Annotated in this window: 12 protein-coding genes and 1 pseudogene; 11 read left to right on the forward strand and 2 right to left on the reverse strand. The window is 74.9% G+C overall.

Features of this window, described 5'->3' with window-relative positions:
• Positions 1-22: 22 nt before the first annotated feature.
• The 4 genes and pseudogenes from KVT14_RS15675 to KVT14_RS22545 form a co-directional block, all read left to right on the forward strand.
• Positions 23-1,546 (forward strand): aldehyde dehydrogenase family protein, encoded by a 1,524-nt coding sequence (locus KVT14_RS15675; RefSeq protein ID WP_217616510.1) that lies wholly within the window; start codon positions 23-25, stop codon positions 1,544-1,546.
• Positions 1,547-1,599: 53 nt separating this feature from the next.
• Positions 1,600-1,995 (forward strand): DUF779 domain-containing protein, encoded by a 396-nt coding sequence (locus KVT14_RS15680; protein WP_217616511.1) that lies wholly within the window; start codon positions 1,600-1,602, stop codon positions 1,993-1,995.
• A 191-nt stretch (positions 1,996-2,186) separates the two neighbouring features.
• Positions 2,187-3,788, forward strand: coding sequence for a flotillin family protein (locus KVT14_RS15685; protein WP_217616512.1), 1,602 nt, complete (start codon positions 2,187-2,189; stop codon positions 3,786-3,788).
• A 231-nt stretch (positions 3,789-4,019) separates the two neighbouring features.
• Positions 4,020-4,151: pseudogene (locus KVT14_RS22545) on the forward strand (DivIVA domain-containing protein); the annotation flags it as partial.
• Between the two features lie 171 nt (positions 4,152-4,322).
• Here the strand turns inward: KVT14_RS22545 and KVT14_RS15695 are convergent.
• Positions 4,323-4,601, reverse strand: a complete 279-nt coding sequence (locus KVT14_RS15695) for a PLDc N-terminal domain-containing protein (RefSeq protein WP_217616513.1) — start codon at positions 4,599-4,601, stop codon at positions 4,323-4,325.
• A 217-nt stretch (positions 4,602-4,818) separates the two neighbouring features.
• Here KVT14_RS15695 and KVT14_RS15700 point away from each other — a divergent pair, with 217 nt between their 5' ends.
• Complete coding sequence (locus tag KVT14_RS15700) at positions 4,819-5,895, forward strand: alpha/beta hydrolase (protein ID WP_217616514.1); 1,077 nt, start codon at positions 4,819-4,821, stop codon at positions 5,893-5,895.
• 24 nt (positions 5,896-5,919) lie between these two features.
• On the opposite strand, the gene KVT14_RS15705 is transcribed toward KVT14_RS15700, so the two are convergent.
• Positions 5,920-7,539, reverse strand: a complete 1,620-nt coding sequence (locus tag KVT14_RS15705) for a CdaR family transcriptional regulator (protein WP_217616515.1) — start codon at positions 7,537-7,539, stop codon at positions 5,920-5,922.
• A gap of 93 nt (positions 7,540-7,632) precedes the next feature.
• On the opposite strand from KVT14_RS15705, the gene KVT14_RS15710 reads away from it, so the two are divergent.
• The 6 genes from KVT14_RS15710 to KVT14_RS15735 form a co-directional block, all read left to right on the forward strand.
• Positions 7,633-8,727, forward strand: coding sequence for a DUF917 domain-containing protein (locus KVT14_RS15710; protein ID WP_217616516.1), 1,095 nt, complete (start codon positions 7,633-7,635; stop codon positions 8,725-8,727).
• Positions 8,720-10,297, forward strand: a complete 1,578-nt coding sequence (locus KVT14_RS15715; RefSeq protein ID WP_308161118.1) for a hydantoinase/oxoprolinase family protein — start codon at positions 8,720-8,722, stop codon at positions 10,295-10,297. The genes KVT14_RS15710 and KVT14_RS15715 overlap by 8 nt, the downstream gene beginning before the upstream one ends.
• A 36-nt stretch (positions 10,298-10,333) precedes the next feature.
• Positions 10,334-11,923, forward strand: coding sequence for an ABC transporter substrate-binding protein (locus KVT14_RS15720; RefSeq protein ID WP_217616517.1), 1,590 nt, complete (start codon positions 10,334-10,336; stop codon positions 11,921-11,923).
• Positions 11,924-11,925: 2 nt separating this feature from the next.
• Positions 11,926-12,954, forward strand: a complete 1,029-nt coding sequence (locus KVT14_RS15725; protein ID WP_217616518.1) for an ABC transporter permease — start codon at positions 11,926-11,928, stop codon at positions 12,952-12,954.
• Complete coding sequence (locus KVT14_RS15730; RefSeq protein ID WP_217616519.1) at positions 12,951-13,886, forward strand: ABC transporter permease; 936 nt, start codon at positions 12,951-12,953, stop codon at positions 13,884-13,886. The genes KVT14_RS15725 and KVT14_RS15730 overlap by 4 nt, the downstream gene beginning before the upstream one ends.
• Positions 13,883-14,279: ATP-binding cassette domain-containing protein (locus KVT14_RS15735; protein WP_217616520.1), on the forward strand; the 397-nt coding region annotated here is incomplete at its 3' end. The genes KVT14_RS15730 and KVT14_RS15735, both read left to right, overlap by 4 nt.

The following is a 14,279-nucleotide window of genomic DNA, read 5'->3' on the forward strand; positions in this document are numbered from 1 at the left end:
TCAGCCTGCACGGAGGGCGCACATGACCGTCTACGCAGCGCCGGGGCAGCCCGGCAGCCCCGCCACCTACCGCGAGCGCTACGACCACTGGATCGGCGGCGAGTTCGTCGCCCCCGCGTCCGGCCGCTACTTCGAGAACCCGTCGCCGGTGACGGGCCGCACCTTCACCGAGGTCGCCCGCGGCGACGCCGCCGACGTCGACCGCGCGCTGGACGCCGCGCACGGCGCCGCCCGCTCCTGGGGCCGGACGTCCGCGACCGAGCGGGCGGTCATCCTCAACAAGATCGCCGACCGGATCGAGGAGAACCTCGAGATGCTGGCGGTCGCCGAGACCTGGGAGAACGGCAAGCCGGTCCGCGAGACGCTGGCCGCCGACCTGCCGCTGGCCGTGGACCACTTCCGGTACTTCGCCGGGGCCGTCCGCGCGCAGGAGGGCTCGATCTCCGAGATCGACGCCGACACCATCGCGTACCACTTCCACGAGCCGCTGGGCGTCGTCGGGCAGATCATCCCGTGGAACTTCCCGCTGCTCATGGCGACCTGGAAGCTCGCGCCCGCGCTGGCCGCGGGGAACGCCGTCGTGATGAAGCCGGCCGAGCAGACCCCCGCGTCGATCCTGCTGCTGATGGAGCTGATCGCCGACCTGCTGCCGCCGGGCGTCGTCAACGTGGTCAACGGGTTCGGCGTCGAGGCGGGCAAGCCGCTCGCGTCCAGCCCGCGGATCCGGAAGATCGCGTTCACCGGCGAGACCACCACCGGGCGGCTGATCATGCAGTACGCCAGCCAGAACATCATCCCGGTCACGCTCGAGCTCGGCGGGAAGAGCCCGAACATCTTCTTCGAGGACGTCGCCCGCGCGAAGGACGACTACTACGACAAGGCGCTCGAGGGCTTCACGATGTTCGCCCTCAACCAGGGCGAGGTGTGCACCTGCCCGTCGCGCGCGCTCATCCAGGAGTCGATCTACGACGGGTTCCTCGCCGACGCCATCGCCCGAACCGAGGCCGTCAAGCAGGGCAACCCGCTCGACACCGAGACGATGATCGGCGCGCAGGCGTCCAACGACCAGCTCGAGAAGATCCTGTCCTACATCGACATCGGCAAGGCCGAGGGCGCCAAGGTGCTCACGGGCGGCACGCGGGCCGAGCTCGACGGCGACCTCGCCGGCGGGTACTACGTGACGCCGACGATCTTCGAGGGCAAGAACTCCATGCGGATCTTCCAGGAGGAGATCTTCGGCCCGGTCGTCGCGGTGACGTCGTTCTCCGACTACTCGGACGCGATCCACACGGCCAACGACACCCTGTACGGCCTGGGCGCGGGCGTGTGGTCCCGGGAGTCGGCGATCGCCTACCGCGCGGGCCGGGACATCGAGGCCGGCCGCGTGTGGACGAACTGCTACCACGCGTACCCCGCGGCGGCGGCGTTCGGCGGCTACAAGGGCTCGGGCGTCGGCCGCGAGAACCACAAGATGATGCTCGACCACTACCAGCAGACCAAGAACCTGCTGGTGTCCTACTCGGGCCAGAAGCTCGGGTTCTTCTGACCGGGACCCCGTGGGGCCCCGGACTCCCGGGGCCCCGCGGGCAGGGAGGCACGATGAGCAGGGTCGACCACACCCCGGCCGCCGCCGACATGCTGCGCCGGCTCCGGGACCAGCACGGGGAGCTGATGTTCCACCAGTCCGGGGGCTGCTGCGACGGGTCGTCGCCGATGTGCTACCCCGCGGGCGAGTTCCTGACCGGCGACGCGGACGTGCACCTGGGCGACCTCGAGGTCGACGACGACTTCGCGGTGCCGGTGTGGATGAGCCGCAGCCAGTTCGCGTACTGGCGGCACACCCACCTGACGATCGACGTGGTGCCGGGCCGCGGCGCGGGGTTCAGCCTGGAGGCGCCGGAGGGCGTCCGCTTCCTGATCCGCAGCCGCCTGCTGACGGACGAGGAGTGGGCAGCCGACGACGCGGAGGCGGCGCTCCGGGTCGGGCCGGCGTAGTCGCGGGCGCGAGGTCGACGGTTCCGCGCGACACGCCGCGGCGACACACCGGGCACCGGCGCGGAACCATCGACCTCGGCGACGGCGGGGTGATGCGTCAGCGAAACGGCTGACCGCGGGCTGTGCGTCCCCTTAGGGTCGAGGCAGCCCACCCGACCGACCGGCCCTCGCGGCCGTGCCCGAGGAGTCCCATGGAGCTCGCAGGAACTGCCCTGATCGTCGTCCTGGTCGTCGTCGTCGTGATCGCGGTCGCGATCGTCGGCGCGATCTACGCCAAGGTCCGGTTCAAGATCGCCACGCCCGACGAGGCGCTGATCATCACCGGCCGCAAGAGCGGCAAGCCCGTCATCAACCCGGAGACGGGCGACGAGACCACCGACCTGTCCGGCCAGCGGGTCGTGATCGGCGGCGGCACGTTCGTCAAGCCGATCTTCGAGCAGGTCGTGCGGCTGTCGCTGGCGTCGCAGAGCTTCCCCGTCGCCGCCGAGGACGCCACCACGAAGTCGGGCGTCGGCGTGACGCTGCGGTCGATCGCGGTCGTCAAGGTCGGCGGCACCGAGCGCATGGTGCGCGCGGCCGCCCAGCGGTTCGCGGGCCGCAGCCAGGAGCAGGTCATCGAGCAGCAGACCTCCGAGGTCCTCGTCGGCGTGCTCCGCACGATCGCCGGCACGCTGACCGTCGAGTCGATCCTCTACGAGCGCCAGGAGTTCTCGAAGGAGGTCAAGGACATCGCGGTGCCGATGCTGGCCGAGCGCGGCCTCATCCTGGAGAACTTCGAGATCCAGACCGTCGAGGACACGGGCGAGTACATCCGCAACCTCGGTCGTCCGCGCGCCGCCGCCGTCGCCCGCGACGCCGAGATCGCCGAGGCGCAGGCCCGGCAGGAGAGCACCGAGCGGTCGAACGAGGCCGCCGTGCAGATCGCCGAGTCGAACAAGGCGCTGGCGCTCCGCAACGCGACGATCGCCCAGGAGACCGCGACCGCCCAGGCCGACGCCGCCGCCGCGCAGGAGCGCGCGCAGGCCGAGGCGCAGCAGGAGGTCCTGGTCCAGCAGGAGCAGGTGGCGCTGCGCCGCGCGGCTCTGCGCGAGCAGGAGCTGCAGACCGAGGTCCGCAAGCCCGCCGAGGCCCGCAAGTACGAGGCGGCCCAGGAGGCCGACGCCCGCAAGTACGCCGCGGAGCAGGAGGCCGAGGCGTTCAAGACCTCGGCGATCCGCAAGGCCGAGGCCGAGGCGCAGCGCACCACCGCGCAGGCCGACGCCGAGGCGTCCGCCGCCCGCGCCCGCGCCGAGGCGGCGCTGATCGAGCAGCAGCGCCGCGCCGAGGGTGCGCTGGCGATCGCCCGGGCCGAGGCCGACGGCATCCAGGCGCGCGGTGAGGCCGAGGCCGCCGCCGAGCGCGCCCAGGGCGAGGCCCGCGCCGCCGCGATCAAGGCGGAGTCCGACGCCTACCAGGCGTTCCCCGAGTCGGCGCGGCTGCAGATGGTGCTCGACGCGCTGCCGAAGGTCGCGCAGCCGTACGCCGACGCGCTCGGGAAGATCGACGACATCACGATCATCGACAAGGACGGCGCCTCGCGGCTCCCCGGCCAGGTGTCGACGGGCGTGCAGGAGCTGGCGACGATGCTCAAGGCGCAGACGGGGATCGACCTGCTCGACCTGGTCCGCGGGCTCGGCGGTGGCTCGGCCCCGGCGGCGGGGCACGCCGTCCCGGCCCAGAGCCACGCGACCGTCGCCCCGGTGCACGCCCCGGCGGACCGGCCTGCCGCCGGCGCCGACGGCGCGACGGACTGACGGGGCACGGGGATGTCCTGGCTGACGAAGCTGCTCCGCGGCCCCGACGCGCCGATGCTCTCGGCGACGTCGGGGACCGCGGCCGGCAGCCGGGGTGGAGGCCCGAGCCGGGGTTCCGAGCTCACCGGTGCGCAGCTGCGCGCCCGGCTCGCGGCGACCCCGGTGACGAAGTTCCGCGAGGGCTACGACCAGGGCGAGGTCGAGGCGTTCGCCGAGCGCGCGGCGGCCGCGCTGGACGGGGCCGGCGGGTCGCTCGCGCCGGAGGACGTGCTGAACCAGCGGTTCCAGGCGACGAAGTTCCGCGAGGGCTACGACCAGGACGCGATCGACGACCTGCTCGACGAGGTGGTCGTCGCGCTCCGCGCCCGCGCCTGACCACCCCGCACGGCACCGACCGCCCGCACCCGGCACCCCGGGGGCGGGCGGTTCGTCGTCGCGGGCCGGGACCGGGGTTCGGTGGAGGGTTGTGCCGGACACGCCCGGGGCGTGTCGGGCAGAACGCTCCACTCGACGCGGGTCGACGGGTCCCGGAGCTCAGCCGCGGCCGGGCCGAGGGGTCCGCGCCGCGGCCCGGCCGGCGGCGCGGCGGTCCAGCGCCGCGCCCGCGAGGTAGGCCGCCGGGCCGAGCACCGGGACCACGAGGATCAGCGCGAGGTGGACCAGGGCGTTCGACGCCGACTCCCGGCGGCGCGCCCAGACGAGCAGCGCGCCCACCGTCAGCGCGACGAGCAGGACGACGGTCGCGGTCCACAGCACGTCGTAGGCGGCGGGCACCATCAGCCGCCAGCCCTCGACGTCGTCACGCGAGCCCATCCCGTCCCCCTCCACCGCACCGGGACGGACGACCCGCCCCGGTCCGGGACGCTACCGGGGCTCGCGCGGCGGCGAGGCCGGTTCAGCGATCGGTCGTCGAACGGGGTTCGGTGGAACGTTCTGCCCGACACGCCCGGGGCGTGTCCGGCAGAACCTTCCACTGGGGGGCCGACGGACAGAATGCTCAGCATGCTGAGGACCACCTAGACTGGCGGGCATGACCCGACGGACCACCTGGCTCGGCCTCCGCGCGCTCGTGGGGCTCGCCCTGCTCGCCGCCCCCGCGTGGGTACTGGCGACCGCCGGCGGGGCGGTGCCGCACCAGCACTGGACGCTCGGCGCGCTGCTCGCGGTGAGCGCGCTCGCGGGGGTCGCCCTGCTGGTCGCGACCGCGCTGGCCTGGCGCCGCGACCGGCGGCGCGCGACGGCGCCTCCCGCCACCCCGTCGACCAGCACCTCGTCGGCCGACACCCCGCGGTCGGGCGTGACGCGCGCGACCGCCCCGTCGACCGGCGCCGAGCCCGCCGCGCGCCCGGAACCGGCGCGCCCCCGCGCCCGGCGCGTGCTGCGCGCCACCGGCGCCGGCGTCGGGCTCGCGCTGCTCGCCGTGCTCGCCGCCGCGACCGCCTGGCTCCGCCCGTTCCCCGCGACCGACGCCGCGCTCGACGCCCTGCGCGGCGACGACGCCGTCGAGGTCCGGGAGTCGGCCGGCTGGTACGCGTTCGTCCCGCGCGACGCCGAGCCGACCACCGGGCTGGTGTACTCGCCGGGCGCGCGCGTCGACGTGCGCGCCACCGCCGCCGTGCTGCGGCCGCTCGCCGAGGCGGGCTACCTCGTCGTCGCGCTGAAGGAGCCGCTCGGCATCGCGCTGACCTCGCCCGGCCAGTCGGCGTCGGCGATGGCGGCGTTCGACGGGGTCGAGCGCTGGGCGGTCGGCGGGCACTCGCTCGGCGGGGTCGCGGCGTCGACCTTCGCCGCCGCGCACGACGACGAGGTCGACGGCCTGCTGCTGCACGCGTCGTACCCACTCGGCGACATGGTCGACGCGGACCTGGTCGTCGCGTCGGTGTCCGGGTCCGAGGACGGGCTGACCACGCCGGCCGACGTCGACGCGTCGCGCGCGGACCTGCCCGCCGCGACGACCTTCACCGCGGTCGACGGCGCGGTGCACGCGTTCTTCGCCGACTACGGCCCTCAGCCGGGCGACGGCACCCCGACGGTCCCCCGCGAGGAGGCGCAGGCCGAGATCGTCGCCGCCAGCCTCACCCTGCTCGACGAGGTCGCCGCCGGCTGACGCCCACCCCGCGGGACCGCGACCTCAGCCCGCCGGCGCCGCGTCCAGGAGGCCGCGCATCCGGCACGCGAGGTGCAGGCCGAGGCGCACGTCCGGGTCGGCGAGGTCGACGCCGAGCGTCTCGGTGATCCGCTGGATCCGGTAGGTCACCGCGTTCGGGTGCAGGTGCAGCGCGGCACCGGCGTGCTTCGGCGAGCACTGGTGGTCCAGGTAGGCCGTGAGCGTCCGGACCGCGGTCGCCGCGCGGGCCGGCCCCAGCGCGTCGACGGGCGCCAGGAGCTCGCCCATCACCCGGCGGGACAGCGGCGACGCGTGCAGGTCGGCCAGCACCCGGCGCAGGCCCGTGGTGTCCATGACCGTGATGACCCCGGGCCGCCCGGTGCGCAGCGCGAGCTCCGCCGCGGACCGCGCCTCCACCGACGACTGCCGGATACCGCCCAGGCCGCGCTGGTCGGTGCCCATGCCGACGTGCACCACGGCACCCTCGTCGGCGACCAGCCGCGCCACCGCGACGTCGACGTCCGCGCGCGCCGCCCGGACCAGCAGCTGGCCGTCGCCGCCGTCGTCGTCGCTGGCCAGCAGGAGCAGGCTGCCGCCGACCCGGACCACGTGCCACCAGGTGTCGGACGGGTGCATGATCTCGAGGCAGAGCATCTCGGCGCCGGCGAGCAGCCGGCGGCGCTCGGCGATCGGCGGGTCGCCCTCGCCGTCATGCCGGGGCCGCAGGTCGACCCAGAACGCCACGTGGGTGCTGTCGACGGGCAGGCCGATGCTCCGGGCCTGCTCGGTCAGGCCGACCAGGTGGGTCGGCTCGGCGACGACGATCTGCGCCAGCAGCTCCGCGCGGGTCTGCGACGGCGCGAACCTGTGCTCCAGGGTGCGGCGGACCAGCCGGCCCACGGCCGCGGCGACGGACGGGATCACCAGGTCGGCCGCCCGGTCGGGCACCGCGCACCGGACGGTGCCGACCACGCGGTCGCCGACCAGCACCGCGCCGGGATCGGCGGCGCCGTCGGCGGACCCCGCGGACGACCCGGCCTGCGCGCCGGCCCCGCGCCCGAGGCCCCCGGCGTCGCCGTGCAGCTCCACCGGCCGCCCCAGGGCGTCCGACACCGCCGCGAGCAGTGCCGCCACGCCGCCGTCGTCCGCCTCGTCGTCCCCCGCGGCGCCCCGGGTCAGCACGTCGAGCACCGCCTCGGCCCGCGCCACGGTGTCCGAGGTCCCGCCGCGCACGGTGCGGTTCAACCAGACGATGAGCTCGTTGACGTCCGCGGTCGCCGGCACCGCGAGCAGCGGCAGCCCGGCCCGTGCCGCGATGCGGGCCGCGGTCACCGGCACCCGGTCGGCGCCGACCAGCACCAGCCCCGCGTGCGAGCGCTGCGCGGACCGGCGCACCGCGACGTCGACCTCGTACGGCTCGGCGGCCCGGAGCGCCCCGGCCATGAGCACGACGAGCGCGCCGGCGCCGGGCGACCCGACCGAGCCGAGGTCGCCGACGGTCGCGACCTCGCGCACCTCCGCCGCCTCGGCGGCCTCCCCGGCCGCACCGCCGACGACGCCCCCGGGCCCGCCCGGTTCACCCGCCCCGAGCACCCGCAGACCGTGATGCGCACCACGTGCCACCAGCTCACCGACCGTCGCCATGCCCCGAATTGTGGTCGCAGCACAGTTTTGCGCCAAAACTCGTGATGAGACGACATTCTCAGCAGCCGGACGCGCCGCGCAGACTCACGTCCCGTGAGCGTGTTCTCCCCCATCCAGACCATCGACGCGGAGTCGGTCGGCGCCCTCGGGCGCGGCTGCGCCGTGCTCAGCACCGGCGGAGGCGGCGGCGTCGAGACCGGGCTGCTGGCCGCCGGCCACGCCCTCGAGCAGTACGGACCCGTCGAGGTGGTCCAGCCGGGCGACGTCGCCCCGGACGCCCTCGTCGTGCCGCTGTCGGGCATCGGCGCCCCCACCGTGTCGGCCGAGATGATCCCCGACGCCGACGACGTGCTGCGCCTGCGCGACGCCGTCGAGGAGCTGACGGGGCGCGAGGTCGCCGCCGTCATGTCCTCCGAGATCGGCGGCTCCAACGGCGTGCAGCCGGTCGCCTGGGCCGCGCGCCTCGGCGTGCCGCTGGGGGCCGCCGACGGCATGGGCCGCGCGTTCCCCGAGGTCCAGATGATCTCGATGTACGTCGCCGGGCTGCCGGTGAACTCGATCGTGCTGGCCGACACCCTCGGCAACGTCACGACGATGAAGCCGGTTGACGGCCTGTGGGCCGAGCGCCTGGCCCGCGCGGTCGCCGTGGCCGCCGGGTCGCACGCCCTCATGGCCGACTACCTGCTGGACGGCGCGCAGCTCGACGGCGCCGTCATCCCCGGGACCGTGAGCCAGGCGGTCCGCCTCGGCCACGCCACCGAGGGCGCCGAGGACCCGCTGGCCGCGCTCGTCGAGGCGCTGGACGCCCGCGTGCTGGTCACCGGCAAGATCATCGACATCGAGCGCCGCACCGGCGGCGGCTTCGTCCGCGGCTCCGTCGTCATCGACGGCTTGGGCGACGACCGGGGCCGCCTGGTCCGCGTCGAGATCCAGAACGAGAACCTCGTCGTGCTCGACGAGGGCACCCTGCTCGCCTCCGTGCCCGACCTCATCACCGTGGTCGACACCGCGAGCGCCCGCGCGATCCAGACCGAGAACCTCCGCTACGGCCAGCGCGTCAGCGTCCTGGCCTGGGCGTGCCACCCCCTGTGGCGCTCGGAGCGCGGGCTCGAGGTCGTCGGCCCCCGGGCCTTCGGCTACGACCTGGACTACGTCCCCGTCGAGGAGATCGGAGCCGTCCGTGGCTGACCTGCGGCAGCGCCCGCTGCGCATCGGGATCGACGTCGGCGGGACCAACACCGACGCCGTCGTGCTCGACGAGAGCGGCACCGTCCTGGCCTGGACCAAGCAGGCCACCACCCGCGACGTGACGTCCGGCCTGCAGGCCGCGGTCGGCGCGGTCCTCGACCAGCTCGGCGACGACCGCGCCCGCGTCGGCCGGGTCATGCTCGGCACCACGCACGCGACCAACGCGATCCTGGAGCGCCGAGGCCTCGGCCGGGTCGGCGTCATCCGGATCGGCGCGCCCGCGACGACCGCCGTGCCGCCGCTGTACTCCTGGCCGAAGGACCTGCGCGACGCCGCCCTGGTGGACGCCGTCGTGGTCGGCGGCGGGCACCTGATCGACGGCTACCCGATCGCGCCGCTGGACGGCGAGGCGATCCGGGCGTTCGTCCGGAAGCACCGGGAGGCGGCCGACGCGTTCGCCGTGACCGGCGTGTTCAGCCCGGCGTTCCGGGACCAGGAGCTCGAGGTCGCGCAGATCGTCGCCGAGGAGGCCGGCGCGGACGTGCCGGTGTCGCTCAGCCACGAGATCGGCTCGCTCGGCCTGGTCGAGCGGGAGAACGCCACCGCGCTGAACGCCGCGCTGTACGGCGTGGCCCGGGACGTCACCGACGCGCTCGACCACGTGGTCCGCGCGCACGGCCTGGACGTCGTGACCTACTTCGCGCAGAACGACGGCACCCTGGTGGCGCCCGACTACGCGGCGCGCTACCCGGTGCTGACGATCGGCCCCGGCCCGGCGAACTCGCTGCGCGGCGCCGCCTACCTTTCGCGGGTGCAGGACGCGGTCGTGATCGATGTCGGCGGCACCTCCTCCGACCTCGGCGTCCTGCTCAAGGGCTTCCCGCGCGAGTCGGCGCTGGCGGTGGACATCGGCGGGGTCCGGACCAACTTCCGGGTGCCCCGCCTCCTCGGCATCGCGGGGCGGGGCGGCCCCCGGGTGCGCGGCACCGCCGACGAGGTCCGCATCGGCCCCGACTCGGTCGGCTACGCGCTGCCGCAGCACGGCCTCGCGTTCGGCGGCGACACCCCGACGCTGACCGATGGCGGCCTCGTGGCCGGGCGCACGACGATCGACATCGCGGACGCCGCCCGCGTCGGCGACGACGGCCGCGCGCTGCTCGCTGCCGGCCTGGCAGCCGCGGACGAGGCAATCGCCGAGGCCGTCGACATGGTGACGATGGGCCGCTCGGAGCAGCCGCTGGTCGCCGTCGGCGGCGGGGCGTTCCTGGTCCCCGACGACGTCCCGGGCGTGGCCGCCGTCCTCCGCCCGGAGTTCGGCCAGGTCGCCAACGCCGTGGGCGCCGCGATCGCGCTGGCGTCCGGCCGCTGGGAGGCGATCGTGCCTGCGGGGGCCGGCCGCACCGAGGCGCTCGACGAGGCCAAGTCCGTCGCGTGCCGCCGGGCGATCCAGGCCGGCGCCGACCCCGAGCACGTCGAGGTCGTCGAGCTGACCGAGGTCCCGCTCTCCTACCTCCCCGAGCCCGCGATCCGCGTGCAGGTCAAGGCCGCCGGCCCCCTCGGCGCGCTCTGACCCTCCCCTCCCCCTCCCGCAGAACGGAGCACCCCCGTGCGACGCAGCATCCTGACCGCCACCGGCGCGGTCGCCGTCCTCGCCCTGGTCGCCGCGTGCGGCGGCGGCCAGACGCGCGGCACCGGTGACAGCACCGCGGCCTCGTCCTCCGACGACACGTTCACGTTCGTCACCAACACCGAGATCGTCACCGAGTGGGACCCCGCGCTGTCCTACTCCAACGAGATCCGGGCGATGGAGAACGTCTACGAGTCGCTGACCTGGTACGACGCCGCGACCGAGACCGTCGAGCCCCGCCTCGCGACCGACTGGGAGTCGTCCGAGGACGGCCTGACCTGGACGTTCACGCTGCGCGACGACGTCACGTTCCACACCGGCCGCGCGCTCGACGCCACCGCCGCGAAGGAGGCGCTGGACCGCACGATCGCGAAGGCCGGCGGCGCCGCCTACATCTGGGACGCCGTCGACTCGATCGAGGCGACCGACGCGACGACGCTGGTGTTCCACCTGTCCTACGCGGCCCCGGTCGACCTCATCGCGTCGTCCGCGTACGCGGCGTACGTCTACGACACCGAGGCCGCCGGCGACGGCGGCGACCTCGACGCCTGGTTCGCCGAGGGCAACGAGGCCGGCACCGGCCCGTACGCCGTCGAGGAGTGGGCCAGCGGCCAGGAGTACGAGCTGACGCTCGGCGCCTACGACGGCTACTGGGGCGGCTGGGAGGACGGCCAGTACACGACGGTCGAGTACCGGGTGACCCCGCAGACCACCACCGCCTGGCAGCTGCTGCAGAACGGCGAGGTCGACTTCGTCGAGACGCTGAACCCGGAGATCTTCGACCAGGCGGAGTCGACGGACGGCGTCGCGACCTCGGAGACCGGCTCGTTCCAGAACCTGCTCGCGCTCTACAACACGGCCGACGGTCCGATGGCCGACGTGCGCGTCCGCCAGGCCGTGCAGCTCGCCACCGACACCGCGGGCCTGGTCGACGCCCTGAACGGCTCCGGCGTCGCCGCGCAGGGCATCGTGCCCGACGGCCTCCTCGGCTCCGGCGCCGGGATCGGCACCGAGCAGGACCTCGACGCGGCGCGCGACCTGCTGGCCGACGCCGGGTACGGCGACGGCAACCCGCTGACGCTGACCATGACCTACGCGCAGGGCGACGACAACCAGCAGCTCTACGTCACGCTGCTCACCTCGGCGCTCGCCGAGCTCGGCGTCACCCTCGACGCGCAGCCGCTGCAGTGGAACGCGCAGGGGGACCAGGCGCGCACCGGCGACCGCCAGGACGTGTTCGTCATGTACTGGTACCCGGACTACGCCGACGCGTACTCCTGGTTCGTCAACGTGTTCCGCTCCTCCGACGAGCCGTACTTCAACCTGTCGTACCTGGCCGACCCCGAGGTCGACGCCCTGATCGACGAGCTCCCCGCGCTGACCGCGACCGACACCGACGCCGCCCAGTCCGCCTACGAGCAGCTGCAGCAGCGCATCGAGGTCGAGGACGCCGCCGTCAGCACGCTGTGGGTCGACACCTACCAGCGCGCGTTCCGCGACGACGTCCAGGGCTACACCGACAACCCGGCCTACCCGAACGTCGTGTTCGTGCACGAGCTGAGCCGCTGACCGTGCTGGCCCGTCACCTGGTGCGCCGCCTGGCGCAGGCCGTCGTCGTCGTGCTCGGCGTGGTGGTCGTGAGCTTCCTCGTCGCGCGGGCGGTCCCGGGTGACGCGGCCGTCTCGGCGACCGGCGCGCGGGCCAGCGCGTCGGAGCTCGCCGCCGCCCGGGAGCGGCTGGGCCTCGACCAGCCGCTCCCGGTGCAGCTGTTCCGCTACCTCGGGGACCTCGTCCGCGGGGACCTGGGCACCAGCCTGCACACCCGGCAGCCGGTGGCGTCCGACCTCGGGTCGGCGCTGCCGGCGTCGCTGGAGCTCGTCGGCGCCGCGATGCTGCTCGCCGTGCTGCTCGGCATCCCGCTCGGCGTCCTCGCCGCGCGGTTCCGGGGCGGGCGCGCCGGCGGCGTGGACGTGTCGGTGCGGGTCGGCTCGGTGCTCGCGGTGTCCGCGCCGGTGTTCCTGCTGGCGCTGGTGCTCCAGCTCGTGTTCGCGACCCGGCTCGGCTGGTTCCCGACCGCCGGCGAGTACGACCGCGCGCTCGACTCGACCAGCCCGCTCAGCGTGTGGACCGACATCACCGTCGTCGACGCCCTGATCACGGGCAACTGGGCGATGGTCGGCAGCGTGCTGCACCACCTGGTGCTGCCCGCGCTCGCGCTCGCCGCGTACCCGACCGGCGTCATCGCGCAGATGACCCGCGCGGCGCTGCTCGAGGAGGCGGCGCAGGACCACGCCCGCATGGAGCGGGCGCTCGGCTTCGGGCGGCTCGCCGTGCTGGTGCGGTTCTCGCTGCGCGCCGCGTCGGCGCCCGTGCTGCAGCTGGTCGCGCTCGTGTTCGCGTACGCGCTGGTGAACAGCTTCCTGGTCGAGTCGATCTTCAACTGGCCCGGCCTCGGGTCCTACACGGCGACCGCGATCTCCTCCGTCGACACCCCCGCCATCGCGGGCGTGACCCTGACGGTCGCGCTGGTCTACGTCGTCCTCAACCTCGCCGTCGACCTCGCGCAGACGGCCCTCGACCCCCGGGTCAGGCTGACATGAGCATCCACCCCTCCCCCGTGACCGACGCCGCGCCCACCCCGCCGGTGCCGCCCGCCTCCCGGGTGCCCGGCACGGGCTCGGTCGCCACCCGGCTGGCCCGCCTCGTCGGCCGGGACCGGCTCGCCGCCGCGTCCGCCGTCGTGCTCGTCGTGATCGTCCTGCTGGCCGTGCTGGCCCCGTGGGTCGCGCCGTTCCCCGGCGACGGCACCACCGCCACGCACCCCGCGGACCGGCTGCTCGCGCCCGGCGCCGAGCACTGGTTCGGCACCCACCAGGTCGGCCGCGACGGGCTGGGCCGCGTGCTCTACGGCGCCCGCACCTCGCTGGGCATCGCCGCCGCGGTGCTCGCCATCTCGGCGCTGGTCGGCGTGACGCTCGGCGTCGTCGCGGGCTTCGCCGGCGGCTGGCTGCGGGACGTGATCATGCGGGTCACGGACGTGTTCCTCGCGTTCCCGGCGCTGCTGCTGTCGCTCGCGCTGGCCGCGATCCTGCGCCCGAGCGTCGAGACCACGATCATCGCGATCGCGGCCACGTGGTGGCCCTGGTACGCCCGGCTGTCCGCCTCGGTCGCGCAGTCCGTCCGCACCCGCCCGTACGTCGACGCGGCCCGCTGCCTCGGCGTGCACCCGGTGCGGATCGTCGTGCGGCACGTGCTGCCGAACTCGCTGACGCCCGTGCTGGTGCAGCTCTCCCTCGACGCCGGCGGCGTCATCCTGACCGCGGCGTCCCTGTCCTACCTGGGCCTGGGCGCCACCGAGCCGACCAGCGAGTGGGGCCTGATGGTGCAATCCGGGCAGTCGCTGTTCACGACGCACTGGTGGGTGTCCGCGTTCCCGGGCCTCGCGATCCTCGTGACGGCCTTCTGCTTCAACATGCTCGGCGAGGGGCTGCGGGACCTGCTGGACCCGCGGGCCGCGGGGGGCCGGTCGTGACCGCCGGGGCCGCCGGGGCCGCCGCCGCGCCGCTGGTGTCCGTCCGCGACCTCGCCGTCCGGTACGGGGACCGCGTCGTGTCCGCGGTGCCGACCCTCGACGTCCGCCCCGGCCAGTGCGTCGCCGTCGTCGGCGAGTCCGGCTCCGGGAAGTCGACGCTGCTGCTCGCGGTCCTCGGCCTGCTGAACGGCACCGCGGCGCGGGTCTCCGGGTCCGTGGTCGTCGGCGGCACCGAGATGGTGGGCGTGTCGGAGCGCACGGCCGGGAGCGTGCGCGGGTCCGCGGTGTCGCTCGTGCTGCAGAGCCCGCAGGGGTCGCTCAACCCGACGATGCGGCTCGGCCGGCTCGCGCGGCACGCGCTGCGCCGGCACGGGATCCGCGGGGCCGAGGCGC

Origin of the sequence: Cellulomonas sp. GbtcB1 (assembly GCF_019091725.1) — a bacterium.
In the GTDB taxonomy this organism is placed as follows: domain Bacteria; phylum Actinomycetota; class Actinomycetes; order Actinomycetales; family Cellulomonadaceae; genus Cellulomonas.